This window comes from Paraclostridium bifermentans, assembly GCF_019916025.1.
Taxonomy (GTDB): Bacteria; Bacillota; Clostridia; order Peptostreptococcales; family Peptostreptococcaceae; genus Paraclostridium; species Paraclostridium bifermentans.
Map to the genome: position 1 here is coordinate 87,573 of NZ_CP079737.1, position 26,016 is coordinate 113,588.

Sequence of the window (26,016 nt, forward strand, 5' to 3'; positions counted from 1 at the left end):
GAGGTGCAATAGGACATGATGCGTGTAAAAAAAGGTGACACTGTTGTAGTTATAGCAGGAAAAGATAAAGGTAAAAAAGGTACAGTTGCTAAGGTTTTCACTAAAACTAATAAAGTATTAGTTGAAGGTGTTAACGTTATAACTAAACACCAAAAGCCAACTGCTGTTAACCCACAAGGTGGAATAATAAATAAAGAAGCCCCAATACACATATCTAACGTAATGCCAGTAGATCCTGAAACAGGAAAAGGTACTAGAGTTAGAGTTGAAGTTAAAGATGGGCAAAAAGTTAGAGTATCAGTAAAGAGCGGAAAAGAATTATAATAAGCTTGAAAGGAGGGACCACAAATGACTTCTAGATTACAAGAAAAATATGTTAAAGAAGTTGCTCCAGCTTTAATGGAGAAATTTGGATACAAAAATGTTATGGAAATACCTAAGTTAGAGAAAATAGTAATAAACATGGGTATAGGTGATGCAAGAGAAAATCCAAAAGGATTAGAAGCTGCAGTTGCAGAATTAGAAATGATATCTGGACAAAAGCCAGTTATAACAAAGGCTAGAAAATCAGTAGCTAACTTCAAATTAAGAGAAGGAATGCCTGTTGGAACTAAAGTTACTTTAAGAGCTGACAAGATGTTCTACTTCATGGACAAGTTAGTAAACATTTCTTTACCAAGAGTTAGGGACTTCAGAGGAGTTAATGCTAATGCATTCGATGGAAGAGGAAACTACGCTTTAGGATTAAAAGAGCAATTTATATTCCCTGAAATAGAGTACGACAAGGTTGACAAAGTAAGAGGAATGGATGTAATATTCGTAACTACAGCTAAAACTGATGAAGAAGCTAGTGAGTTATTAAGATTATTAGGAATGCCATATTCTAAGTAAATAAAGGAGGGATTCCAGTGGCTAGAAAAGCGATGGTTGTAAAACAACAAAAAAAGCAAAAGTACTCAACTAGAGAGTACACTAGATGTACAATATGTGGTAGACCACATTCTGTGCTAAGAAAATTCGGTGTATGCCGTATATGCTTTAGAGAATTAGCTTATAAAGGTCAAATACCTGGTGTAAGAAAAGCAAGTTGGTAAGACTTGGTTAAAATGGAAGGAGGTTTACAATTATGACAATGACAGATCCAATAGCAGATATGTTAACACGTATAAGAAATGCTAACATGGTTAAGCATGAAACTGTTGATGTTCCTGCTTCTAATATGAAGAAAGAATTAGCTAGAATCTTATTAGAAGAAGGTTTCATAAGAGGGTACGATGTTATAGAAGATGGAAAGCAAGGAATAATAAGAATACAATTAAAGTACGGACAAATAGGCGAGAGAGTTATAACAGGATTAAAGAGAATATCTAAGCCTGGTATGAGAGTTTACGCTGCTAAAGAAGAATTACCAAAAGTATTAAATGGATTAGGTATATCAATAATATCTACTTCTAAAGGTATATTAACTGACAAGCAAGCTAGAAATGCAGCCGTTGGTGGAGAAGTAATCTGCTACGTGTGGTAATAAAAACGAACAATGTAAGGAGGTGCAACTATGTCAAGAATAGGTGTTAAGCCAATAAACGTTCCTACAGGTGTTGAAGTAACTATAGCTGAGGATAACTTAGTTACAGTAAAAGGACCAAAAGGAACTTTAACAAAGCAATTCACTAATGAATTAGCTATAAAAAAAGAAGAAAATACTATATTAGTTGAAAGACCAACTAATAATAAAAAACATAGATCTTTACACGGATTAACTAGAACTTTAATAGATAATATGGTAGTAGGTGTTACTACTGGATTCGAAAAGAAGTTAGAGTTAGTTGGTGTTGGTTACAGAGCTCAAAAGCAAGGAAACAAGTTAGTTATGAACTTAGGATACTCTCATCCAGTTGAGATGGTAGATCCAGAAGGAATAACTGTTGAAGCTCCAAACCAAACTGAATTAGTTGTTAAAGGAATCGACAAGCAATTAGTAGGTAACTATGCTGCTAAGATAAGAGCTTGGAGAGAGCCAGAGCCATACAAAGGTAAAGGTATAAGATACGCTGGTGAAGTTGTAAGACGTAAAGAAGGTAAAACTGGTAAGAAATAATACCAAACATAAAAGCTAGAAAGGAGTGATCTCTGTGTTTAAAAAAGCTAACAAAAACGCAAATAGACTTCAAAGACATAAGAGAGTTCGTAGAAAAATAACTGGAACTACTCAAAGACCAAGATTATGTATATTTAGAAGTTCTAATAACATATATGCTCAAATAATAGATGATACAAACAGAGTAACTGTTGTTTCTGCATCTTCTTTAGAAGCTGAAATAAAAGGTGCTGTTAATCACTGTGGAAATAAAGAAGCAGCTAAAAAAGTTGGAGAACTTGTTGCTAAGAGAGCTGTAGAGAAAGGTATAACTGAAGTTGTATTTGACAGAGGTGGATACTTATATCACGGAAGAGTTCAAGAATTAGCAGAAGGTGCTAGAGAAGCTGGACTTAAGTTCTAATACAAAGGAGGGAAAATAATGCTACGTCGTAAACCAATAGATGCAAGACAACTTGATCTTCAAGAGAAAGTTATCGAAGTAAGACGTGTTACTAAGGTTGTTAAAGGTGGTAGAAACTTTAGATTTGCAGCTTTAGTAGTTGTTGGAGATGAAAACGGACACGTTGGTATAGGTGCTGGTAAAGCTATGGAAGTACCAGATGCTATAAGAAAAGCAGTTGAAGATGCTAAGAAGAATTTAATAACTGTACCTATGGTTGGTACAACTATACCTCACCAAACAAACGGACATTTTGGTGCTGGAAAAATATTAATAATGCCTGCTGCTCAAGGTACAGGAGTTATAGCTGGGGGACCTGCTAGAGCTGTACTTGAATTAGCTGGATTAAAGGATGTTAGAGCTAAATCTTTAGGAACTAACAACCCAAGAAACATGGTAAATGCTACAATAGAAGGTTTAAAATCTTTAAGAACAGCTGAAGATATAGCTAAACTTAGAGGTAAAAAAGTAGAAGATCTTCTAGGGTAAGGAGGTAGTAAAAAAATGGCTAAATTACAAATAAAGTTAGTTAGAAGTACAATAGGAACTACTCCTAACCAAAGAAAGAACGTAGAAGCGTTAGGATTAAGAAAAAGAGAGCAAGTAGTTGTTAAAGAAGACAACGCTCAAATGAGAGGTATAATAGCTAAAGTTAGTCACTTAGTAGAAGTTACTGAAATAGCTGAATAATAATAATTTAAACAAATACTAAGGGAGGTGCAATCCATGAAGTTACATGAATTAAGACCTGCTGAAGGTGCAGTTTCTTCTAAAAAAAGATTAGGAAGAGGTACTGCTACTGGACAAGGTAAAACTTCAGGACGTGGACAAAAAGGTCAAAAGTCTCGTTCAGGTGGTGGAGTAAGAGTTGGATTCGAAGGTGGACAAATGCCACTTGCTAGAAGACTTCCTAAGAGAGGATTCAAGAATCCTTGTAAGAAAGTTTACTCACTAGTTAACGTAGAAACTTTAAATAGATTCGAAAACGGAACAGAAATAACAGCTGAATTACTTAAGTCAACTGGAGTAATAAGCAAAATAGAAAAAGACGGCGTTAAAATCTTAGGTGAAGGTAACTTAGAAAGAGCTTTAACTATAAAAGCTGCTAAGTTTACTGCTTCAGCGCAAGAAAAAATAGAAAAAGCTGGAGGAAAAGCAGAATTAGTTTAATCTAATCTGCTAACTCTTGGCCATAAGGCAGGGGTGAGTTTAACGTGCTGTCAAACTTAAAACAAGCTTGGAAAATAAAAGATGTAAGAAGAAAAATTTTATATACTTTGATGATGATTGTTATCTTTAGGATAGGATGTACAATTCCTGTACCTGGAGTTAATAGAGATATTATAAAGGGAATGGTTGACGGAAACGGTCTTCTTTCCCTGTATAATATGTTTACAGGAGGAGCTTTTAGTAACTTTACCTTATTTGCATTAGGAATCAGTCCTTATATAACGGCATCTATAATCATTCAACTTTTAACTATTGGATTCCCGGCTCTTGAAGAACTTCAAAAGTCTGGTGAAGAAGGTAAGAAAAAGATAAATAAATACACTAAGTATACAGCATTAGGATTAGCTATAGTACAAGCTATCGGTATAACACTAGGAATAGTGAGACGTGCTTTACAAACAGATAGTGTATTTTTTATAGTTACTGTTATAGTCACATTAATTTCAGCAAGTATGCTTTTAATGTGGATGGGAGATAAGATTACTGAAAAAGGATTAGGTAATGGAAGCTCTATAATAATATTTATAGGAATTATATCAAGAATTCCTAAAGACATAACTCAATCAATATCTCAATTTGAAAGCGGAAGCGTTGGATTATGGGTATTAATAGTTATGGCTGTAGTATCGCTTCTTACAGTAGCTGCGGTTACATATATACAAGAAGCTACAAGAAAAATACCTGTACAATATGCTAAAAGAGTTGTAGGAAGAAAAACATATGGGGGTCAAAATTCTCATATACCAATGAAAGTGAATCAATCTGGAGTTATTCCAGTTATATTTGCAAGTTCATTGTTAGCTTTCCCTCAAACTATAGCTATATTTATGGGGAAAGATGCTCAAGCATTTGTAACTAAATTCTTATCTCCAACTGGAGAGCCAGGATTCTGGATCTATTTAGTTATAGAAGTTGTGTTAATAATATTTTTCTCTTATTTCTATACTACTATATCGTTCAATACTGAAGATATAACTAATAATATGAAAAATAGTGGAGGTTTTATACCAGGTATAAGACCGGGTAATCCAACTATGGACTACTTAAATAGAATATTATCAAGATTAACTTTAGCAGGAGCATTATTCTTAGCTGTTATAGCTGTAATTCCTTCTATAATAGGTAAATTTACTGGCGTACATTTAAGTTTAGCTGGTACATCATTACTTATAGTTGTAGGTGTTGCATTAGAGCTTAAGAGACAGCTAGAATCAAATCTAGTAATGAGAAGCTATCAAGGCTTTTTAAAATAAATGGAGATGATCATATGAGAATAATATTACTTGGACCTCCTGGTGCGGGTAAGGGTACTCAAGCAGCAGGGATAGTAGAAAAATACAATATACCTCATATATCAACTGGAGATATATTCAGAAAGAATATAAAAGAAGGTACAGAACTTGGTAAAAAAGCTAAAGGATATATAGATCAAGGTCTTTTAGTTCCAGATGAATTAACAGTAGGTTTAGTTACTGATAGAATAGCTCAATCTGATTGTGAAAAAGGATTCATGTTAGATGGATTCCCAAGAAATGTAGCTCAAGCTCAACATTTAGATGAATATCTAAAAGAAGTTGGTATATCTTTAGACAAAGTTGTTAACATTGAAGTTGATAAAGATATATTAGTAGGTAGAGCAGTAGGTAGAAGAATCTGCAAATCTTGCGGAGCTACTTACCATGTTGAGTTTAATCCTCCAAAAGTAGATGGCGTATGCGATGTATGTGGAGGAGAACTTTACCAAAGAGCTGATGATAATGAAGAAACTGTATCAAAAAGAATACAAGTTTACTTAGATGAAACTAAGCCTTTAGTTAACTATTATTCTGAAGAAGGTATAATAGCTAATATAAATGGTCAACAATCTATAGATAATGTATTTGGAGATATAGTTGAGGCTCTAGGAAGTGAAAAATAATGATTATTTTAAAATCTAAGCAAGAGATTGAACTTATGAGAGAATCAGGTAAAATCGTTGCTGAAACACATGAGATTTTAAGAGATGCTATTAAACCGGGAATATCTACTTTAAAGTTAGATGAAATAGCTGAAAATCATATTAGAAAATATAATGCTATCCCATCTTTTAAAGGTTATAACGGATTTAAAGGATCTATATGCGCTTCTATTAATGAAGAAGTTGTACATGGAATACCTGGATCTAAAACTTTAAAAGACGGAGATATTATAAGTATCGATATCGGTGCTTATTTTAAAGGATATCATGCAGATTCAGCAAAAACACATGCGGTAGGCATAATATCTGAAGAGGATAGGAAATTAATAGAAGTAACAAAAGAAAGCTTCTATGAAGGATTAAAGTTTGCTAAACTAGGATGTAGACTTTCTGACATTTCGCACGCAGTACAAACACATGTAGAAAATAACAATTTTTCTGTAGTTAGAGACCTTGTAGGACATGGAGTTGGTAAACAACTACATGAAGATCCTCAAATACCTAATTATGGACGTCCAGGTAAGGGCCCTAAACTTAAAGAGGGTATGGTTCTTGCAATAGAGCCTATGGTTAACTATGGTACACACTATGTTAAAATGTTAGGTGATGGTTGGACGATTGTTACAAATGACTCTAAAAGGTCAGCTCATTATGAGCATACGATAGCTATTACTGAAGATGAACCTTTGATATTAACAAAGTTATAGTCAGAAATGTAGGTGGAAATTATGCTATCAAATAACATAAGTGTAGGGCAAGTTGTTAAAAATACATCTGGAAGAGATGCTGGTAGATTGTTTTTCGTAGTAAAAATAATTGATGATAAGTATGTTCTTATCTCAGATGGTAAAAAAAGAAAACTTGAAAATCCTAAACTAAAAAAAGTTAAGCACTTGCAAAAGTATGATATTATTAATTGTATGGTTAAAAATAAGATAGAGTCAGATGAATCTATCACAAATACTTTTTTAAGAGCTGAACTTGGAAAGTTAAACAATGTTTAGCTTATTGAATGGAGGTTTGGTTAGTTAATGGCCAAAAAAGATGTTATAGAATTTGAGGGTACAGTTACAGAAAACTTACCTAATGCTATGTTTAAAGTCAAGCTAGAAAATGGACATGAAGTTTTATGTCATCTTTCTGGGAAGCTAAGAATGAACTTTATAAGGATTCTTGAAGGAGATAAAGTTAATGTTGAGCTTTCTCCATATGACCTTACAAGAGGAAGAATTACTTGGCGTAAGAAGTAGACTATCGATGCTAGTCTATAAGGAGGGATTAATAATGAAAGTAAGACCATCAGTAAAACCAATGTGTGAAAAATGTAAAGTAATAAAGAGAAAAGGTAGAGTAATGGTTATATGTGAAAATCCTAAGCACAAGCAAAAGCAAGGTTAATAAATTGTGCTAGCATTTTGTTAAATATTATAGTATAATATCATATTGTGATAATTAACAAACTTTTTTTGGATTTTATATAAACATGAACCGGAATTAACTTATTATTTAAGAAAATTTAATCATGAAAAAAGTTAAAAAAGTTAAGTTGTAGGAGGTGCAAAGTATGGCAAGAATAGCTGGGGTAGATTTACCTAGAGAAAAAAGAGCAGAAATAGGCTTAACATATATCTACGGTATAGGTAAGGCAACTGCTAACGAAATATTAGCTAAAGCTGACATAGATCCTAACGTAAGAATCAAAGATTTATCTGAAGATCAAGTAAATGACTTAAGAAAGATAATAGACAATGATTTCTTAGTTGAGGGAGATTTAAGAAGAGAAATAGCTTTAAACATAAAGAGATTAAGAGATATAAAATGTTACAGAGGTATGAGACATGCTAAAGGTCTTCCTCTAAGAGGTCAAAAGACTAAGACTAACGCTAGAACTAGAAAAGGTCCTAGAAAGACTGTATCTCGTAAGAAGAAGAAGTAATAGTTAGAAGAGGAGGGAAGAATAATGGCTAAACCAAAAAAGAAAGTTACACGTGTTAGAAGAAGAGAGCGTAAAAACATAGAACGTGGACATGCTCATATACAATCAACTTTTAACAATACTATAATAACTTTAACAGACGTTCATGGTAACGCATTATCTTGGGCAAGTTCTGGACAATTAGGATTCAAAGGATCAAGAAAAGCAACTCCATTTGCATCTCAAATGGCTGCTGAAACAGCTGCTAAAGCTGCAATGGAACACGGATTAAAGACTGTAGAAGTATTCGTAAAAGGACCAGGTTCTGGTAGAGAAGCTGCTATAAGAGCTTTACAAGCAACTGGATTAGAAGTAACTATGATAAAAGACGTTACTCCAATACCACACAACGGATGTAGACCACCAAAAAGAAGAAGAGTGTAATATAGGAGGTGTAATTAATGGCAAGATATACAGGTGCATCATGTAGACAATGTCGTAGAGAAGGAATGAAGTTATTCCTTAAAGGTGACAGATGTTATACTGACAAATGTGCTATAGTTAAAAGAAACTATGCTCCAGGACAACATGGACAAGGAAGAAAGAAAGTTTCTAACTATGGATTACAATTAAGAGAAAAACAAAAAGTTAAGAGAATATACGGAGTTTTAGAAACTCAATTCAGAAATTTATATGAGCGTGCTGAGAAAACACCTGGAATAACAGGGGAAAACTTATTAAGCTTATTAGAAAGAAGATTAGACAACGTAGTTTACAGAATGGGATTAGCATCTTCTAGAAAAGAAGCTAGACAATTAGTAAGACACGGTCACTTCACTTTAAACGGACATAAGGTAGATATACCTTCTTTAACAGTTTCTAATGGAGATGTTATAGCTGTTAAAGAAACATCTAAATCTTCTGCAAAATTCAAAGGATTAGTTGAAAATAGCTCAAGAATAGCTCCTAAATGGTTAGATGCTAGCTTAGAGAACATGACAGCTTCTGTTGTTGCTAATCCAGGAAGAGAAGATATAGATCTTGAAATAGCTGAACACTTAATAATAGAGCTTTACTCTAAGTAATAAGTATAGTTATAAAAAATATTTTAAGATTTTGTTTACCCTCAGTGGATTAATAAATTTTAAGGAGGGTTTTGTCCATGATAGAAATAGAAAAACCAAGAGTAGATATAATTGAAATTAGCGAAGACCATAGATATGGTAAATTCGTTATAGAGCCTCTAGAAAGAGGATATGGAATAACTATAGGTAATGCACTAAGAAGAATATTATTATCTTCTTTACCAGGAGTAGCTGTTAACTCTATAAGAATAGATGGAGTTCTTCATGAATTCACAACAGTGTCTGGTGTTAAAGAAGATGTTACAGAAATAATATTAGCATTAAAAGAATTATCAGCTACTATAGATGGTGAAGGAAGTAGAACACTTAAAATAGAAGCGCAAGGACCATGCACAGTAACAGGTGCTGACATAATATGTCCTCCAGATGTTGAAATAATAAGTAAAGATTTACATATAGCTACGCTAGATGATAATTCTAAACTTAACATGGAAATATCTGTTAACAAAGGAAGAGGTTATGTATCTTCTGAAGACAATAAAACAGAGCATATGCCTATAGGAGTTCTTCCTGTAGACTCAATATATACTCCTGTTGAAAAAGTTAGCTACCATGTAGAAAATACTAGAGTTGGTCAAAAATCAGATTACGATAAATTAATACTTGAAGTTTGGACTAATGGAAGTATAAATCCTCAAGAAGGAATATCACTTGCAGCTAAGGTTCTAGTTGAACATCTAAATCTATTCATTGATTTAACAGAGCATGTAAGCAATGTTGAAATAATGGTAGAAAAAGAAGAAGATCAAAAAGAAAAAGTTCTAGAGATGACTATCGAAGAACTTGACTTATCAGTTAGATCTTACAACTGTTTAAAGAGAGCGGGAATAAATACAGTTGAAGAATTAGCTAATAGATCTGAAGAAGACATGATGAAAGTTAGAAACTTAGGTAAAAAATCATTAGAAGAAGTTATCCAAAAGTTAGAAGAACTTGGATTAAATCTTAAACCAAGCGAAGAGTAAGTGCAAAGGAGGGATAAGCATGGCTAAGTACCGTAAATTAGGACGTGTAACTGCTCATAGAAATCTTATGTTAAGAAACTTAGTAACAGACTTACTAAGAAATGGAAAAATAGAAACTACAGTTACTAGAGCAAAAGAAACTCGTAGAATGGCAGAAAAGATGATAACTCTTGCTAAGAGAGGGGATCTTCATGCTAGAAGACAAGTTTTAGCTTATGTTTTAGATGAGACAGTAGTTAACAACTTATTCACTGATATAGCTCCGAAATATGCAGAGAGAAACGGTGGATACACTAGAATAATAAAAATAGGACCAAGAAGAGGCGACGCTGCTGAAATGGCTCTAATAGAATTAGTATAGTATATAAAGGATTAGGCTTAGCCTAGTCCTTTTTTTATATTCAAGAAAAACATTCATACATTAAAATGATGATAAACTATAAAATAAGATTTATATATTTAAATCAAAAAATTTAATTACATAATAAAAATACTGAATTTACAAAGTGAATTGTATGTCTAGTTGTGAATGTGAATGATTTTTTTGTTTTACAAATAACTTTTGAAATTTAATGAATGATAAAATGAAATATAAAGTTAGACACTTGTATTTTAGGTGGATTTTTATATTAATTTAGAATTTAAATTGTGTTATAATACAATAGAAATTGTAAATTAAGAGCACTACTAACAAAAGGAGAAAAGTTTATGAAAGTTAATGATATAGTAAGTGTTGAAGATATTTCATTTGAATATGTAACAGAAGAGGATAAGTTTAAAGCTATAGATAACTTAAGTTTAAATGTAAAACAAGGAGAGTTTGTTGTAGTTATAGGTCATAATGGATCTGGAAAATCAACTCTTTCTAAAAACTTAAATGCAATTCTTATGCCAACGACTGGAAATATTTATATAAATGGATTAAATACAAAAGAAGAAAAAAATTTATGGGATATTAGGCAAACTGCAGGTATGGTATTTCAAAACCCAGATAATCAAATAGTAGCTACTATAGTAGAAGAAGATGTTGCATTTGGTCCTGAAAATTTAGGTATAGATCCCCCGGAAATAAGAAAAAGGGTAGAAGAGTCTCTTAAAAGCGTAGGAATGTATGATATGAGAGATAGACAACCTCATTTATTATCAGGAGGGCAGAAACAAAGGGTAGCAATAGCGGGTATAATAGCTATGAAACCTAAATGCATAATATTTGATGAGGCTACAGCTATGTTAGATCCATCTGGAAGAAAAGAAGTAATGAAAACAATTAAAAGATTAAATAAAGAAGAGAATATAAGTATAATGCATATAACTCACTTTATGGAAGAAGCAGTTGATGCAGATAGAGTTATTGTTATGGAAAAAGGGAAAAAAGTATTGGAAGGTACTCCTAAAGAAGTTTTTTCAAAAGTTGAAATGTTAAAAAGTATAGGGTTAGATGTGCCGTGTATGACTGAATTAAGTAAAGAACTTAAAGAAAAAGGATTAGATATAGATGGAGATATATTAACTGTAGATGAGATGGTGGTGAAACTATGTCAATTGTAATAAAAAATTTAACTCATATATATAATGAAGGGTTACCATTTGAAAGTAGAGCCTTAGATGATATAACATTAGAGATTAAATCAGGTGATTTTGTTGGATTAATAGGGCATACTGGTTCTGGAAAATCTACTTTAATTCAACATCTAAATGGAATTCTTAAACCTTCATCAGGAAAAATTTTAATAAATGAATTTGATATAACCGATAAAAATTTAAACTTAACAGATATAAGAAAAAAAGTCGGTGTTGTATTCCAATATCCTGAGTATCAGCTATTTGAAGAAACTGTCGAAAAGGATATAGCTTTTGGGCCTTCAAATTTGGGTTTAGGAGAAGAAGAGATAAGCAATAGGATTAAAGCATCTATGGAAGCTGTCGGGCTTGATTATGAAGCGTTTAAAGATAAATCACCTTTTGAGTTATCAGGAGGTCAAAAAAGAAGGGTAGCAATAGCTGGAGTTATAGCTATGAATCCAGAAGTGTTAATATTAGATGAACCAACAGCAGGATTAGACCCAAAAGGTAGAGATGAAATTTTCAAATTAATAAAAGATTTACATGAAGAAAAAAATATGACTATAATATTATCTTCTCATAGCATGGATGATATGGCTAAGTTAGTAAAAACTATAATAGTTATGAATTCAGGTAAAGTTGAGTTTATGGGACCTACAAGAGAAGTGTTTAATAATCATTCTAGTAGACTTAAAGAGATTGGGCTAGATATACCTCAAGTATTGGAATTATCTATAAAATTAAAAGAACATGGATTTGAGATAAAAGAAGATGCAATTACTATAGAAGAAATTAAAAACGAAATAATAAGAGTTATGAGAGGTAAGGGAAAATGTTAAAAGATATAACGATAGGCCAATATTATCCTACAAACTCGAGTATTCATAAATTAGATGCTAGAGTTAAGCTTATAGCAACGTTTATATTTATGATATCTTTGTTTATAATAAATAAATTTTGGCCATATTTAATAGTGGTAGGAAGCTTAATTGCAGTAATAGGTTTATCTAAAATACCAGGAAAGTTCATTATGAAAGGATTAAAACCTTTAAAATGGATTATAATATTTACATTTGTAATTAATATATTTTTTATACCTGGAGACCCTATATGGTCATTTGGATTTGTAAAGATAACATACCAAGGTGTTAGTCAAGCTATATTTATGGCTTTAAGACTTATATTCTTAGTTGTAGGGACATCTCTTTTAACACTTACTACATCACCTATAGAACTTACAGATGGTATAGAGAGACTATTGAATCCTTTTAAGAAAATAGGATTTCCAGTTCATGAGTTAGCTATGATGATGACTATAGCTCTAAGATTTATACCTACTTTATTAGATGAGACAGATAAAATAATGAAAGCTCAAATGTCTAGAGGAGCAGATTTTGAAAGTAAAAATATCATAAATAGAGCTAAGAACCTAGTTCCCTTATTAATACCTTTATTTATTAGTGCGTTTAGAAGGGCTGATGAGTTAGCTATGGCTATGGAAGCTAGATGTTATAGAGGCGGAGATAATAGAACTAAGATGAAAGAGTGTATAATGACTAAAGCAGATTATATAGCATATGTTGTACAAGTTTTATACTTAGGAATTATAGTGTTCATAAGATTTGTTTAAAGAGGTATAATATGAGAAATATAAAATTAACTATCCAATATAATGGTAAAAGATTTTGTGGATGGCAAAAGCAAAATGATTCATTGGGTATTCAAGGTAATATTGAACAATCAATAAAAGATATAACTAATGAGAGTGTAAAAATAACTGGATCTGGAAGAACAGATGCAGGGGTTCATGCGTTGGGACAAGTTGCAAATTTTAATACGGAGTGTAATATTCCTATTGAAAAAATACCTAATGCATTAAATTCTAAGTTGCCGAAAGATATAGTTATAATAAATGCAGAAGAAGTGAATTTAGATTTTCACTCTAGATATTCAGCTAAAGGAAAAAGATATAGATATATTATATATAACAACCGATATAGAAGCCCTATATATAGTGATATTTCTTATTTTGTAAAATATGATTTAGACTTTAAAAAGATGAAAAAAGAAGCTGAATCATTAAAAGGAACACATGATTTTAAGGGATTTATGAGCTCGGGATCAAGTGTTAAAGATACAGTTAGAACTATTTATGATATAGATATTTCAAAGTGTGAAGACTTGATAGTTATAGAAATTGAAGGTAATGGATTTTTATATAATATGGTTAGGATTATAGTTGGAACGTTAGTTGATATAGGAAGAGGAAAAATAGATAATAGCATGTCGAGCATAATAGAATCAAAGTTGAGATCGATGGCAGGACATACGGCTCCAGCACACGGATTATTTCTCAAAAAAGTTGATTATTAGCTTGACACACTAGGGTGCATGTATTAAAATATACAAGAGTGTGTTAATAAGTCCACTTGCCCCGGACTTGACATAGACGGTAAAATATCATATGGAAATAAGATAAGGAGGGACTTGTAATGAAAAGTTATATAGCTAAACCAGCTGACGTACAAAGAAAATGGTACGTAGTTGATGCTGAAGGAAAAACATTAGGTCGTATGGCTACTGAAATAGCTACAATATTAAGAGGAAAGCATAAACCAACTTTCACTCCTCACGTTGATGGTGGAGATTTCGTTGTTGTTGTAAATGCTGATAAAGTAGTTTTAACAGGAAAGAAATTAGATCAAAAGATGTACAGATACCACACTGGATATGTAGGTGGATTAAAAGAAACAACATATAGAGTAATGATGGAAAAGAAACCTGAAGAGGTTGTTATGCATGCTGTTAGCGGTATGTTATGTAAGAACAAATTAAGAAGCAGAATGATGACTAGATTAAGAGTATTTGCTGGACCAAACCACGGACACGAAGCTCAAAATCCAGAAGTTTTAAACTTTAAATAATCATAACGGGTGAAAGGAGGAGTTAATCATGGCTAACGTTCAATACTATGGAACAGGAAGAAGAAAACACTCTGTAGCAAGAGTAAGATTAGTTGCAGGTGAAGGAAATATAATAGTAAATGGAAGAAAAGTTGAAGAGTTCTTCAACTATGAAACTTTAATAAGAGATGTTAAACAACCATTAGTTTTAACAGGAACTGAAAACAAATACGATGTTATAGTAAAAGTTGAAGGTGGAGGATTCACTGGACAAGCTGGAGCTATAAGACATGGTATATCTAGAGCTTTATTAACAGTAGATGCTGAGTTAAGACCAGCTTTAAAGAAAGAAGGTTTCTTAACTAGAGATGCTAGAATGAAGGAAAGAAAGAAATACGGATTAAAGGCAGCAAGAAGAGCTCCACAATTCTCAAAGAGATAATTATATATGTTTACTCAAAGACTTTGGAATATTCCAAAGTCTTTTTTTATATAATATATGGGGTGATATTATATGAAATATATTAAGCATGTAAGTTTGATTGGAGCTCTTTTATGTTTTTTGGCTATATTTATATTTGAAGTCAAAAAAAATTCTCAAGATGTATTAACGTACATGCCTGTGACTAATAAGGTTATTCTTTTAGATGCAGGACATGGGGGGATAGATCCAGGGGCTTTAAGTGATGATGAGTCTGTGGAAGAAAAAGATATAAACTTACAAATAACATTGAAGCTAAGAGAGTTGTTAGAATCAAGTGGATGTTTAGTATTGTTAACTAGAGAAGATGACGTTAGCTTGTACGAAGAGAGCCCAGATAAGACAACTAGACAGAAGTACAATGAAAATCTAAAAAATAGAAAGAAAATGATTGAAGAGTCAGGTGTAGATGCTTTTGTATCTGTTCATTTGAATAAGTTTGAACAGAGTAAGTATTACGGAGCACAAACTTTTTATCCTCAAGGACAAGATGATAGTAAATTGTTATCGAAATTTATTCAAGATGAATTAAAAAGAGTTGTAGATGAAACAAATCAAAGAGAAGTTAAACCAAGTAATGATATTTATTTGTTAAAGGATAATAAAATTCCTTCAGTGTTAATAGAGTGTGGTTTTTTATCTAATGAAAAAGAATCTAAACTATTGAACGATGAAAAGTATCAAGAAAAAGTAGCGTGGGCTATATATGCAGGTATTCAAAAATATTTTGGAACAAATGTACATAATTAAATTTAAAAATGTAAAGAATAACTTATGTATTTAAATATATAAGTTATTTTTATGTGCAAAAATATAAAAATTAAAATAAGTTTAAGTCTAGTTATATCAAGTGATTAGACTTGATAGTGAAAAATGTTGAAAAAAATAAAATAAAAAATATGGAAAAAGTGTTGACCTAATTAAATTAAGGTGGTATAGTATTACTTGTCCTTAAGAAAAGGGCAAAACAAGTTAAGAACTTTGAAAATTAAACAGTAGGTTAATTATAAAAATTCTTTTTTAAAGAATTAAACACAAACAACCAAGCCAGATATTCAGATAATGATTAGCTGAGCGATGGACAACTTTTTAAATTATATTTGAGAGTTTGATCCTGGCTCAGGATGAACGCTGGCGGCGTGCCTAACACATGCAAGTCGAGCGATCTCTTCGGAGAGAGCGGCGGACGGGTGAGTAACGCGTGGGTAACCTGCCCTGTACACACGGATAACATACCGAAAGGTATACTAATACGGGATAACATATGAAAGTCGCATGGCTTTTGTATCAAAGCTCCGGCGGTACAGGATGGACCCGCGTCTGATTAGCTAGTTGGTAAGGTAATGGCTTACCAAGGCAACGATCAGTAGCCGACCTGAGAGGGTGATCGGCCACACTGGAACTGAGACACGGTCCAGACTCCTACGGGAGGCAGCAGTGGGGAATATTGCACAATGGGCGAAAGCCTGATGCAGCAACGCCGCGTGAGCGATGAAGGCCTTCGGGTCGTAAAGCTCTGTCCTCAAGGAAGATAATGACGGTACTTGAGGAGGAAGCCCCGGCTAACTACGTGCCAGCAGCCGCGGTAATACGTAGGGGGCTAGCGTTATCCGGAATTACTGGGCGTAAAGGGTGCGTAGGTGGTTTTTTAAGTCAGAAGTGAAAGGCTACGGCTCAACCGTAGTAAGCTTTTGAAACTAGAGAACTTGAGTGCAGGAGAGGAGAGTAGAATTCCTAGTGTAGCGGTGAAATGCGTAGATATTAGGAGGAATACCAGTAGCGAAGGCGGCTCTCTGGACTGTAACTGACACTGAGGCACGAAAGCGTGGGGAGCAAACAGGATTAGATACCCTGGTAGTCCACGCCGTAAACGATGAGTACTAGGTGTCGGGGGTTACCCCCCTCGGTGCCGCAGCTAACGCATTAAGTACTCCGCCTGGGAAGTACGCTCGCAAGAGTGAAACTCAAAGGAATTGACGGGGACCCGCACAAGTAGCGGAGCATGTGGTTTAATTCGAAGCAACGCGAAGAACCTTACCTAAGCTTGACATCCCACTGACCTCTCCCTAATCGGAGATTTCCCTTCGGGGACAGTGGTGACAGGTGGTGCATGGTTGTCGTCAGCTCGTGTCGTGAGATGTTGGGTTAAGTCCCGCAACGAGCGCAACCCTTGCCTTTAGTTGCCAGCATTAAGTTGGGCACTCTAGAGGGACTGCCGAGGATAACTCGGAGGAAGGTGGGGATGACGTCAAATCATCATGCCCCTTATGCTTAGGGCTACACACGTGCTACAATGGGTGGTACAGAGGGTTGCCAAGCCGCGAGGTGGAGCTAATCCCTTAAAGCCATTCTCAGTTCGGATTGTAGGCTGAAACTCGCCTACATGAAGCTGGAGTTACTAGTAATCGCAGATCAGAATGCTGCGGTGAATGCGTTCCCGGGTCTTGTACACACCGCCCGTCACACCATGGAAGTTGGGGGCGCCCGAAGCCGGTTAGCTAACCTTTTAGGAAGCGGCCGTCGAAGGTGAAACCAATGACTGGGGTGAAGTCGTAACAAGGTAGCCGTATCGGAAGGTGCGGCTGGATCACCTCCTTTCTAAGGAGTAATTACCTACTGTTTAATTTTGAGAGTTCTTAAATGAACTTTATATTGTGGGGGTGTAGCTCAGCTGGGAGAGCACTTGCCTTGCACGCAAGGGGTCAGGAGTTCGATCCTCCTCATCTCCACCATATTAGTACTTTGAAAACTGCATAACATTTAGTGATGATTAAATAAACCAATATAAGAGAAGAAAACTCTTTAAAAAATAACACTTTTAATAACTGGTCAAGTTATTAAGGGCGCAGGGCGGATGCCTTGGCACTAAGAGCCGATGAAGGACGCGATAAGCTGCGATAAGCTTCGGGGAGTTGCACGTAAACTTTGATCCGAAGATTTCCGAATGAGGAAACTCACTTAGAGTAATGTCTAAGTATCATTAAGTGAATACATAGCTTAGTGAGGGGAACCCGGGGAACTGAAACATCTAAGTACCCGGAGGAAAAGAAAGAAATTCGATTCCGTAAGTAGCGGCGAGCGAACGCGGAATAGCCCAAACCAGTGAAGTTTTCTTCGCTGGGGTTGCGGACACATCATCAACAAAGAGGTATCGTAAACGAAGAGAGTTGGAAAGCTCCGCTATAAAGTGTAATAGCCACGTAGTTGAAACGAGAAGACTTTAGATGTGATCCAGAGTACCACGGGACACGTGAAACCCTGTGGGAAGCAGGAGGGACCATCCTCCAAGGCTAAATACTACTTAGTGACCGATAGCGCATAGTACCGTGAGGGAAAGGTGAAAAGAACCCCGGGAGGGGAGTGAAATAGAACCTGAAACCCTGCGCTTACAAGCTGTGGAAGCACTTTATATGTGTGACCGCGTACTTTTTGTAGAACGGGCCAACGAGTTACGATAGTAAGCTAGGTTAAGTACTTAAGGTATGGAGCCGTAGTGAAAGCGAGTCTTAAATGGGCGTTAAGTTTGCTGTCGTAGACCCGAAACCGAGCGACCTATCCATGAGCAGGATGAAGCGAAAGTAAAATTTCGTGGAGGTCCGAACCCACGAGCGTTGAAAAGCTCGGGGATGACTTGTGGATAGCGGTGAAATTCCAATCGAGCTCGGAGATAGCTGGTTCTCCCCGAAATAGCTTTAGGGCTAGCCTCAAGGTTGAGAAATACGGAGGTAGAGCACTGAATATCCTAGGGGGCATTGCGCTTACCGAAGATTATCAAACTCCGAATGCCGTTATTTTATACTTGGGAGTCAGACTGTGGGTAATAAGATTCATAGTCGAGAGGGCAACAGCCCAGATCGTCAGCTAAGGTCCCTAAATGTAAGTTAAGTGGTAAAGGATGTGGGATTGCATAGACAACCAGGATGTTGGCTTAGAAGCAGCCACTCATTTAAAGAGTGCGTAATAGCTCACTGGTCGAGTGATCCTGCGCCGAAGATTACCGGGGCTAAAACTTACTACCGAAGCTACGATATCATTTATGATAGGTAGGGGAGCTTCCTATGCAGGCTGAAGCATGACCGTAAGGACGTGTGGACAGTATAGGAGTGAGAATGTTGGCATGAGTAGCGAGACGTGGGTGAGAATCCCACGGGCCGTAAACCCAAGGTTTCCAGGGGAAGGTTCGTCCGCCCTGGGTTAGTCGGGACCTAAGCCGAGGCCGAAAGGCGTAGGTGATGGACAACAGGTTGAGATTCCTGTACCACCGATAATCGTTTGAGAGATGGAATGACACAGTAGGATAAGCTAACCACACTGTTGGTTATGTGTGGCTAAGTACTGAGGCAGTCAAGGCAGGCAAATCCGCCATGATAATGCTGGGGTACGATGGGGAGCGAAATTAAGTAGCGAAGTAGCTGATTTCACACTGTCGAGAAAAGTTTCTATCGAGATTAAAGGTGCCCGTACCGCAAACCGACACAGGTGGGTGAGGAGAGTATCCTAAGGCCAGCGAGAGAACTGTTGTTAAGGAACTCGGCAAAATGACCCCGTAACTTAGGGAGAAGGGGTGCCACGTTAGGGTTAACGCCCGAGGTGGCCGCAGAGAATAGGCCCAAGCGACTGTTTACCAAAAACACAGGTTTCTGCTAAGTCGCAAGACGATGTATAGGAGCTGACGCCTGCCCGGTGCTGGAAGGTTAAGGGGATCTGTTAGGATTTATCCGAAGCAGTGAACTTAAGCCCCAGTAAACGGCGGCCGTAACTATAACGGTCCTAAGGTAGCGAAATTCCTTGTCGGGTAAGTTCCGACCCGCACGAAAGGCGTAACGATTTGGGCACTGTCTCAACAACAGACTCGGTGAAATTGTAATCCCGGTGAAGATGCCGGGTACCTGCGACAGGACGGAAAGACCCCATGGAGCTTTACTGTAGCTTGACATTGAATTTTGGTGCTACATGTACAGGATAGGTGGGAGGCTATGAAATCGGGACGCCAGTCTCGGTGGAGCTATCCTTGGGATACCACCCTTGTAGTACTGAGATTCTAACCAGATACCTTGAATCAGGTATTGGGACACTGTCAGGTGGGCAGTTTGACTGGGGCGGTCGCCTCCCAAAGAGTAACGGAGGCGCTCAAAGGTTCTCTCAGCACGGTCGGAAATCGTGCGTAGAGTGTAAAGGCAGAAGAGAGCTTGATTGCAAGACATACAGGTCGAGCAAGGACGAAAGTCGGACTTAGTGATCCGGTGGTTCCGCATGGAAGGGCCATCGCTCAACGGATAAAAGCTACCCTGGGGATAACAGGCTTATCTCCCCCAAGAGTCCACATCGACGGGGAGGTTTGGCACCTCGATGTCGGCTCATCACATCCTGGGGCTGTAGTAGGTCCCAAGGGTTGGGCTGTTCGCCCATTAAAGTGGTACGCGAGCTGGGTTCAGAACGTCGTGAGACAGTTCGGTCCCTATCCGTCGCAGGCGTAGGAAATTTGAGGAGACCTGTCCTTAGTACGAGAGGACCGGGATGGACGTACCTCTGGTGTACCAGTTGTTCTGCCAAGGGCATGGCTGGGTAGCTATGTACGGAATGGATAAGCGCTGAAAGCATCTAAGCGCGAAGCCAACTTCAAGATAAGATTTCCCACCGTAAGGGTAAGATCCCAGGAAGACTACCTGGTTGATAGGTCGGAGGTGTAAGTGCAGCAATGTATGTAGCTTACCGATACTAATAGATCGAGGACTTGACCAAGATTATTTAATCTTACAAATGTTATTCAGTTTTTAGAGTATTAACTCTAAATAAAGATTATGCGGTTATTACAGCAAAGAGGATACACCTGTTCCCATTCCGAACACAGAAGTTAAGCTCTTTAGCGCCGATGGTACTTGGTGGGAAGCTGCCTGGGAGAGTAGGACGTAGCCGCGTAATCTTTTTTATTTTACGTGTATTTGTATAGTGGTTGATATTTAGTTTACGCTTGGGTCATAAAGCTGAGAAGATGCTTTAAATGACCCCTGCGCTGTAAACTAAATATCAACCACTTTTTGTTATGTATAAAATAAAGAAGAATTACGCTTATACGGTATAGTATAAAGAGATGAGAAAAGATGCTTTGAATGATTCCTGCGATGCAAACTAAATATGAGTCACTTTTGATGTACAAAATAAAGAAGAATTACGCTTGTACGGTATGATATAAAAAGATAAGGAAAGTTGATTTGAATGATCTCTGATTTGTAATCTAAACAATAACCACTTTTATTGTTTAAAATAAAAAAAGTTTACACTTGTGTGAGACTGGATTAAATAAGTTAAGAGAATATGAAAAATTTAATATAATTAAGTTAAAAGTTGAGCATATAATGATGAATAGAGATTATTTTTATATAATATATATAAATAGTAATTAAGGGGGATGTAGAGATGGAGATAAAATTAATAAAGCCAACTTTAGAATATGATAAGGATATTATGAACTATAAACAAGAGTTTTTAGAATTAGGGGACGATTTAGCTGGATGTGGGAGCTTAAGAGAATGTTCTACGGCTAAAGATTGGATTGATACAATTAACTTACTTGAAAGTGAAAAAACTTGTCCATCAGATAAGGTAACTTCTAATTTATATATAGCTGTAAGATTAACAGATAATAAAATTGTTGGAATCATTGATTTAAGACATCATATTAATCACCCGGTACTAAGTTTATGGGGTGGTCATATAGGTTATTCTGTTCGTCCGAGCGAAAGGAAAAAAGGATATGCGACAGAGATGCTTAAACAAAATCTTGTAAATTGTAAATCATATGGACTTGATAAAGTTCTTATAACTTGTAATCATGACAATATAGGTAGTGAAAAAGTTATAATTGCTAATGGGGGAGTATTTGAGAAAAATGTAGAAGTAGATGGAAATATTATAAAACGTTATTGGATAAAACTATAAAATAGGAAAAATTTAAATGGAAAATCATATTATGACTTTAAATAATGATTGTTTTATATTAATAAAAAATGGAACTAAGACGATAGAGATGAGATTATATGATGAAAAGAGAAAGACAGTATTAAAGGGAGATTATATTACTTTTATTAATAATGATGATTGTAAAAATCAGTTAAAAGTTAAAGTTCTAGAAATATATAAATATAAGAATTTTAATGATCTATATGAACAATTTAATAAAATTAAACTTGGATATAGTTATGATGATTTTGCAACTCCTGATGATATGGAACAATATTATTCTAAGGAAGATATAAAAAGATAGGGGGTAGTTGGTATTGAGATAAAAGTTGTTAATGAGTGAACATATGTTTAAATAAGTGCATTAAGTATTTAAAAGTATACATACAAGTAAATAAAAACTGTTCATGAAATTGCAGTAAAATTTTCATGAACAGTTTTTTATTTTAAGTAAAATTAATGTATATATTTTATAAAGACTCAGCAAGTTTTATTATTCTTTTTAATCCTTCTGTAAAAGAAGACTCACTACAAGCATAAGAAATTCTTATACAATCATCCATTCCAAATGCTATTCCTGGAACAGCAGCAACTTCATACTCATCTAATAGCTTATTACAAAATTCTATAGAAAAACTATTTGTATAGTTTAAATTATTTTTTACCATAGATAAATCTATAAATGTATAAAAAGCTCCATCTGGAGTTATATAATTTAATTTGTTGCATTGATTTAATATATCAACCACTTTATTTCTTCTTGAACGATATATATCAACCATGTCACTAATAGAATCAGAACAATCCTTTAAAGCTCCGTAAGCTATATATTGACTAGTTAGAGATGGATGAGATACTAAGTGTCCTTGTATTGCTGATATTGCTTTAGCAATTTCTTTGTTACTTGCAGAATATCCTATTCTTAAACCTGTCATTGCAAATGACTTAGAGAAACCATTTATAGTTATAGTTATATTTTTTATATCATTACTTAGTGATGCTATAGATACAAATTTATCTTTATAACATATTCTTTCGTAAATTTCATCTGCTAGTATGTATATATTATTCTTAATGCATACATCAGCTATTTCTAATAATTCTTCTTTTGAGTAAACTGCTCCAGTAGGATTTGAAGGATTATTTAAAAACAACATTCTAGTATTTGGAGTAATGCTTTTTTCTAAAATATCTTTAGTTAATTTAAATTCGTTTTCTTTATTTGTTTCTACAAAAACTGGATTTGCATTAACTAGCTTTATCATTTCAGGATAGCTAACCCAATAAGGTTTAGGAACTAGAACGTCATCTCCAGGATTTAATATAGCTAATAAAGCATTTGTTATAGCGTTTTTTGCACCACTAGAAACTATTATTTCCTCTGGAGCATAATCACAATTATTTTCTAAATTTAGCTTTTTAGATAATTCATCTCTAAGAATTTTTAATCCAGGAACTAAGTCATAATTAGTTAAGTTTTCATTTAATGAGTTTATTCCATGTTGAATTGCTGCATTAGGAACAGATAAATCTGGTTCTCCTATACTTAAATCAATTATATTCTTTCCTGATGCTTTTAAATCACGAACCTTTGAACTTATACCAATTGTATAAGATGGTGTAATGTTATTTAATCTGCTAGATAACATATTTAATCCTCCTTTTTTACATAGATAAGTATATTATATATTAATTTATAACAACAAAGATAACTATATAAGATTTATGATAAATTTGTCAAAAAATGAGTGAAAAAATTATAAAAAAATCTAAAAATTTGAACATATTAGAAATACTAATGTTCAAAAAATGTAGATAGCAATTTCAATGCTTAGAGGTGATTTGACGATTATGTACAATTTTGGTAAGCTTATTGTAGTAAAGTAATGACTTAAAGATTTTCCCTTTGACTTTGTTAAAGGGGATTTTTTTCATCCAAGCATACTATATATAGTATGCTTAATATTTGTGGATACTATATATTGTGATGAGGGGGAATTTATTGTGATTCAAGCAGTAAAGAAAAGAGATGGAAGAGTTATACCTTTTAACTCAGATAGAATAACTAGAGCTATATTCTTAGCTGCGAGTAAAGTTGCTCAAAGAGAAGGTAGTGTAGCGGATTATAATGTAGCAGAATTATTAACTCAAGATGTAATTAAGCTATTAAATATAAAATTTGCAACAAATACTCCTGGAGTAGAAGATATACAAGATGCTGTAGTTAAAGTTCTTATAGAAAAAGGACATGCTAAAACTAGTGAAGAATACATAATTTATAGAACTGAAAGAAACAGAATAAGAAACTCTAAATCTAGACTAATGAAGTCTATAGGAGAAATAACTTTTGCTGATGCAGATGATGCTGACATAAAAAGAGAAAATGCAAATATAGATGGAAATACTGCAATGGGAACTATGCTTCAGTATGGAAGTACAGTATCTAAAGAGTTTTGCAAAACTTACATGTTAAAACCTGAACATGCGTTTGCTCATGATAATGGGGATATACACATACATGATATGGACTTTTTAAATATGGGAACATTAACATGTTGCCAAATAGATTTAATAAAGTTATTTAAAGATGGTTTTTCGACGGGACATGGATTCTTAAGAGAGCCTAATGATATTATAAGTTATGCAGCTTTAGCAGCAATAGCTATACAAAGTAATCAAAATGATCAACATGGAGGACAAAGTATACCATTTTTTGATTATGGTCTAGCTGAAGGTGTATATAAGACATTTAAGAAATTATATATAAATAATATGAGTAAAGCTTTAGAGTTATATGAAGGTATAGAAGCTTTAGATGAAATAAGAGATATCGTATCTTATGTAGAGGAAAATACAGATACTAAGGCTAGTATAAGCTTAGACGAGTCATATATAAATTTAGAAAAAAGAGAATTAATAAATAGATTAAATATAAAAGATGATGTAGCAAAAAAATCACAAAAGTTTGCATATAAAGAAGCATATAAAGAAACAGATAGAAACACATATCAAGCCATGGAAGCTTTTATACACAATTTAAATACTATGCATTCAAGAGCAGGGGCTCAAGTTCCTTTTTCAAGTGTGAATTTTGGAACAGATACATCTGAAGAAGGTAGATTAGTTACTAAAAACTTATTATTATCAGTAGAAAAAGGTCTTGGAAATGGAGAAACAGCTATATTCCCTATATTAATATTCAAAGTAAAAGAAGGAATAAATTTAAATCCTGAAGACCATAACTATGATTTATTTAAGTTAGCATGTAGAGTTTCTGCAAAGAGATTATTCCCTAACTTTAGTTTTATAGATGCTCCTTTTAATGCTAAGTACTATGTTGAAGGAGATCCTGACACAGAAGCTACATATATGGGATGTAGAACTAGGGTAGTTGGCAATGTGTGTGGAGATGAGGTTGTAAGTGGAAGAGGTAACTTATCATTTACAACAATAAACCTTCCAAGATTAGGAATAAAACATGGAAGTATAAATGGGCAAAACTTAAATATAGACGAGTTTTATGCAGAGTTAAATGAAAAGATAGATTTAGTAATAGATCAATTACTAGAAAGATTTGAAGTTCAAGGAAATAAAAAGGTTAAAAATTTCCCGTTTTTAATGGGACAAAACGTATGGAAAGGGTCTGATGATTTAGGTCCTAATGATACATTAAAAGAAGTTATAAAACAAGGAACTCTAACAGTAGGATTTATAGGATTAGCAGAATGTTTGATAGCTCTTATAGGAAAACATCATGGAGAAAGTGAAGAAGCTCAAAATCTAGGACTAGATATAATTGGTCATATGAGAGATAGAATGGAAGAAGCTAGTGAAAAATATGGATTAAACTTCTCTTTAATAGCTACTCCGGCAGAAGGACTATCAGGAAGGTTTACTTCTATAGATAGAAATAAATATGGTGAAATAGAAGGAATAACAGATAAAGAATATTATACAAATTCATTCCATGTACCTGTATATTACAAAATAAGTTCTTTTGATAAGATAAAGATAGAAGCTCCTTATCATGAATTAACTAATGCTGGACATATAACTTATATAGAGTTAGATGGAAGTCCTTCAAATAACTTAGAAGCTTTTGAAACTATAATCAGAGCTATGAAAGAATTAGGTATAGGATATGGAAGTATAAATCATCCATTAGATAGGGATCCTATATGTGGTTACTCAGGTGTTATACCAGGAGATGTGTGCCCTGCTTGTGGTAGAAAAGAATCAGATGGAGAGATTGGATTTGAAAGAATAAGAAGAATAACAGGATATTTAGTAGGAACAGTAGATAGATTTAATAATGCAAAGAAAGCAGAAGTTAGAGATAGAATAAAACATAGTTAAT

The 26,016-nt window shown here is 34.5% G+C and carries 31 protein-coding genes, 1 tRNA gene and 3 rRNA genes; 34 read left to right on the forward strand and 1 reads right to left on the reverse strand.

The window, feature by feature from the left end; genetic code table 11:
- The first annotated feature begins 18 nt into the window (after positions 1-18).
- The 33 genes from rplX to KXZ80_RS00795 all read left to right on the forward strand — a co-directional run bounded on the left by rplX (position 19) and on the right by KXZ80_RS00795 (position 21,963).
- Positions 19-324 carry a 50S ribosomal protein L24 gene (gene rplX, locus KXZ80_RS00635; protein WP_021428210.1) on the forward strand — a complete coding sequence of 102 codons (306 nt, stop codon included), beginning with the start codon at positions 19-21 and terminating at the stop codon, positions 322-324.
- 24 nt (positions 325-348) lie between these two features.
- The gene (gene rplE, locus KXZ80_RS00640) at positions 349-891 is read left to right on the forward strand and encodes a 50S ribosomal protein L5 (RefSeq protein WP_021431508.1); all 543 of its coding nucleotides are present in this window, start codon (positions 349-351) and stop codon (positions 889-891) included.
- 17 nt (positions 892-908) lie between these two features.
- Positions 909-1,094: a type Z 30S ribosomal protein S14 gene (locus KXZ80_RS00645; protein WP_021431509.1), complete on the forward strand. Its 186-nt coding sequence runs from the start codon at positions 909-911 to the stop codon at positions 1,092-1,094.
- A 32-nt stretch (positions 1,095-1,126) separates the two neighbouring features.
- Complete coding sequence (rpsH, locus tag KXZ80_RS00650) at positions 1,127-1,525, forward strand: 30S ribosomal protein S8 (protein WP_021431510.1); 399 nt, start codon at positions 1,127-1,129, stop codon at positions 1,523-1,525.
- A gap of 30 nt (positions 1,526-1,555) precedes the next feature.
- On the forward strand, positions 1,556-2,098 hold the full coding sequence (gene rplF, locus KXZ80_RS00655) for a 50S ribosomal protein L6 (RefSeq protein ID WP_021431511.1): 543 nt from the start codon (positions 1,556-1,558) through the stop codon (positions 2,096-2,098).
- A 34-nt stretch (positions 2,099-2,132) separates the two neighbouring features.
- Positions 2,133-2,501 (forward strand): 50S ribosomal protein L18, encoded by a 369-nt coding sequence (gene rplR / locus KXZ80_RS00660; RefSeq protein ID WP_021428220.1) that lies wholly within the window; start codon positions 2,133-2,135, stop codon positions 2,499-2,501.
- 18 nt (positions 2,502-2,519) lie between these two features.
- Positions 2,520-3,029 (forward strand): 30S ribosomal protein S5, encoded by a 510-nt coding sequence (gene rpsE / locus KXZ80_RS00665; RefSeq protein ID WP_021428196.1) that lies wholly within the window; start codon positions 2,520-2,522, stop codon positions 3,027-3,029.
- A 15-nt stretch (positions 3,030-3,044) separates the two neighbouring features.
- Positions 3,045-3,230 carry a 50S ribosomal protein L30 gene (gene rpmD, locus KXZ80_RS00670; protein WP_021127557.1) on the forward strand — a complete coding sequence of 62 codons (186 nt, stop codon included), beginning with the start codon at positions 3,045-3,047 and terminating at the stop codon, positions 3,228-3,230.
- 36 nt (positions 3,231-3,266) lie between these two features.
- Positions 3,267-3,710 (forward strand): 50S ribosomal protein L15, encoded by a 444-nt coding sequence (rplO, locus tag KXZ80_RS00675; RefSeq protein WP_021428219.1) that lies wholly within the window; start codon positions 3,267-3,269, stop codon positions 3,708-3,710.
- Positions 3,711-3,754: 44 nt separating this feature from the next.
- Positions 3,755-5,023 carry a preprotein translocase subunit SecY gene (gene secY, locus KXZ80_RS00680; protein WP_021431512.1) on the forward strand — a complete coding sequence of 423 codons (1,269 nt, stop codon included), beginning with the start codon at positions 3,755-3,757 and terminating at the stop codon, positions 5,021-5,023.
- Between the two features lie 14 nt (positions 5,024-5,037).
- Positions 5,038-5,688 (forward strand): adenylate kinase, encoded by a 651-nt coding sequence (locus KXZ80_RS00685; protein WP_021428218.1) that lies wholly within the window; start codon positions 5,038-5,040, stop codon positions 5,686-5,688.
- The gene (map, locus tag KXZ80_RS00690; RefSeq protein ID WP_021431513.1) at positions 5,688-6,434 is read left to right on the forward strand and encodes a type I methionyl aminopeptidase; all 747 of its coding nucleotides are present in this window, start codon (positions 5,688-5,690) and stop codon (positions 6,432-6,434) included. The genes KXZ80_RS00685 and map overlap by 1 nt, the downstream gene beginning before the upstream one ends.
- Before the next feature lie 21 nt (positions 6,435-6,455).
- Positions 6,456-6,731, forward strand: coding sequence for a KOW domain-containing RNA-binding protein (locus KXZ80_RS00695; protein WP_021431514.1), 276 nt, complete (start codon positions 6,456-6,458; stop codon positions 6,729-6,731).
- A gap of 27 nt (positions 6,732-6,758) precedes the next feature.
- Positions 6,759-6,977, forward strand: a complete 219-nt coding sequence (gene infA, locus KXZ80_RS00700; protein ID WP_021122032.1) for a translation initiation factor IF-1 — start codon at positions 6,759-6,761, stop codon at positions 6,975-6,977.
- A 34-nt stretch (positions 6,978-7,011) separates the two neighbouring features.
- Positions 7,012-7,125, forward strand: coding sequence for a 50S ribosomal protein L36 (gene rpmJ, locus KXZ80_RS00705; protein ID WP_021122033.1), 114 nt, complete (start codon positions 7,012-7,014; stop codon positions 7,123-7,125).
- 166 nt (positions 7,126-7,291) lie between these two features.
- A complete protein-coding gene (rpsM, locus tag KXZ80_RS00710; protein WP_021122034.1) occupies positions 7,292-7,663 on the forward strand; it encodes a 30S ribosomal protein S13 in 372 nt (123 codons plus the stop codon).
- Between the two features lie 24 nt (positions 7,664-7,687).
- Positions 7,688-8,086 (forward strand): 30S ribosomal protein S11, encoded by a 399-nt coding sequence (gene rpsK / locus KXZ80_RS00715; protein ID WP_021428214.1) that lies wholly within the window; start codon positions 7,688-7,690, stop codon positions 8,084-8,086.
- Positions 8,087-8,103: 17 nt separating this feature from the next.
- Entirely contained in the window at positions 8,104-8,727 is a 624-nt protein-coding gene (gene rpsD, locus KXZ80_RS00720; RefSeq protein ID WP_021428209.1) for a 30S ribosomal protein S4, read from the forward strand.
- 77 nt (positions 8,728-8,804) lie between these two features.
- Positions 8,805-9,752 (forward strand): DNA-directed RNA polymerase subunit alpha, encoded by a 948-nt coding sequence (locus KXZ80_RS00725; protein WP_021428208.1) that lies wholly within the window; start codon positions 8,805-8,807, stop codon positions 9,750-9,752.
- Positions 9,753-9,771: 19 nt separating this feature from the next.
- Positions 9,772-10,113 (forward strand): 50S ribosomal protein L17, encoded by a 342-nt coding sequence (rplQ, locus tag KXZ80_RS00730; protein WP_021122040.1) that lies wholly within the window; start codon positions 9,772-9,774, stop codon positions 10,111-10,113.
- Positions 10,114-10,460: 347 nt separating this feature from the next.
- Positions 10,461-11,300 (forward strand): energy-coupling factor transporter ATPase, encoded by an 840-nt coding sequence (locus KXZ80_RS00735; protein ID WP_021431515.1) that lies wholly within the window; start codon positions 10,461-10,463, stop codon positions 11,298-11,300.
- Positions 11,288-12,154, forward strand: a complete 867-nt coding sequence (locus KXZ80_RS00740) for an energy-coupling factor transporter ATPase (RefSeq protein WP_021428217.1) — start codon at positions 11,288-11,290, stop codon at positions 12,152-12,154. Before KXZ80_RS00735 ends, KXZ80_RS00740 begins: the two co-directional genes overlap by 13 nt.
- Positions 12,148-12,945: an energy-coupling factor transporter transmembrane component T family protein gene (locus tag KXZ80_RS00745; RefSeq protein WP_021428202.1), complete on the forward strand. Its 798-nt coding sequence runs from the start codon at positions 12,148-12,150 to the stop codon at positions 12,943-12,945. Before KXZ80_RS00740 ends, KXZ80_RS00745 begins: the two co-directional genes overlap by 7 nt.
- A gap of 11 nt (positions 12,946-12,956) precedes the next feature.
- The gene (truA, locus tag KXZ80_RS00750; RefSeq protein WP_021428199.1) at positions 12,957-13,688 is read left to right on the forward strand and encodes a tRNA pseudouridine(38-40) synthase TruA; all 732 of its coding nucleotides are present in this window, start codon (positions 12,957-12,959) and stop codon (positions 13,686-13,688) included.
- 119 nt (positions 13,689-13,807) lie between these two features.
- Entirely contained in the window at positions 13,808-14,239 is a 432-nt protein-coding gene (gene rplM / locus KXZ80_RS00755) for a 50S ribosomal protein L13 (protein WP_021431516.1), read from the forward strand.
- 28 nt (positions 14,240-14,267) lie between these two features.
- On the forward strand, positions 14,268-14,660 hold the full coding sequence (gene rpsI, locus KXZ80_RS00760) for a 30S ribosomal protein S9 (protein WP_021431517.1): 393 nt from the start codon (positions 14,268-14,270) through the stop codon (positions 14,658-14,660).
- Between the two features lie 72 nt (positions 14,661-14,732).
- Positions 14,733-15,449, forward strand: a complete 717-nt coding sequence (gene cwlD, locus KXZ80_RS00765; protein ID WP_021431518.1) for an N-acetylmuramoyl-L-alanine amidase CwlD — start codon at positions 14,733-14,735, stop codon at positions 15,447-15,449.
- Between the two features lie 346 nt (positions 15,450-15,795).
- A 16S ribosomal RNA gene (locus KXZ80_RS00770) occupies positions 15,796-17,297 on the forward strand.
- A 58-nt stretch (positions 17,298-17,355) separates the two neighbouring features.
- Positions 17,356-17,431 (forward strand) — tRNA-Ala (locus KXZ80_RS00775).
- A 95-nt stretch (positions 17,432-17,526) separates the two neighbouring features.
- Positions 17,527-20,441, forward strand: a 23S ribosomal RNA gene (locus tag KXZ80_RS00780).
- Between the two features lie 60 nt (positions 20,442-20,501).
- A 5S ribosomal RNA gene (gene rrf / locus KXZ80_RS00785) occupies positions 20,502-20,618 on the forward strand.
- The 16S, 23S and 5S rRNA genes sit together here with 1 tRNA gene alongside, the layout of an rRNA operon.
- 498 nt (positions 20,619-21,116) lie before the next feature.
- The gene (locus KXZ80_RS00790) at positions 21,117-21,638 is read left to right on the forward strand and encodes a GNAT family N-acetyltransferase (protein WP_021431832.1); all 522 of its coding nucleotides are present in this window, start codon (positions 21,117-21,119) and stop codon (positions 21,636-21,638) included.
- A gap of 16 nt (positions 21,639-21,654) precedes the next feature.
- On the forward strand, positions 21,655-21,963 hold the full coding sequence (locus KXZ80_RS00795) for an ASCH domain-containing protein (protein ID WP_021431833.1): 309 nt from the start codon (positions 21,655-21,657) through the stop codon (positions 21,961-21,963).
- A 166-nt stretch (positions 21,964-22,129) separates the two neighbouring features.
- On the opposite strand, the gene KXZ80_RS00800 is transcribed toward KXZ80_RS00795, so the two are convergent.
- On the reverse strand, positions 22,130-23,308 hold the full coding sequence (locus KXZ80_RS00800) for a pyridoxal phosphate-dependent aminotransferase (protein ID WP_021431834.1): 1,179 nt from the start codon (positions 23,306-23,308) through the stop codon (positions 22,130-22,132).
- Between the two features lie 355 nt (positions 23,309-23,663).
- Between KXZ80_RS00800 and KXZ80_RS00805 the strand changes: the two genes are divergently transcribed.
- Positions 23,664-26,015: an anaerobic ribonucleoside triphosphate reductase gene (locus KXZ80_RS00805; protein ID WP_021431835.1), complete on the forward strand. Its 2,352-nt coding sequence runs from the start codon at positions 23,664-23,666 to the stop codon at positions 26,013-26,015.
- The last annotated feature ends 1 nt before the right edge of the window (position 26,016 follow it).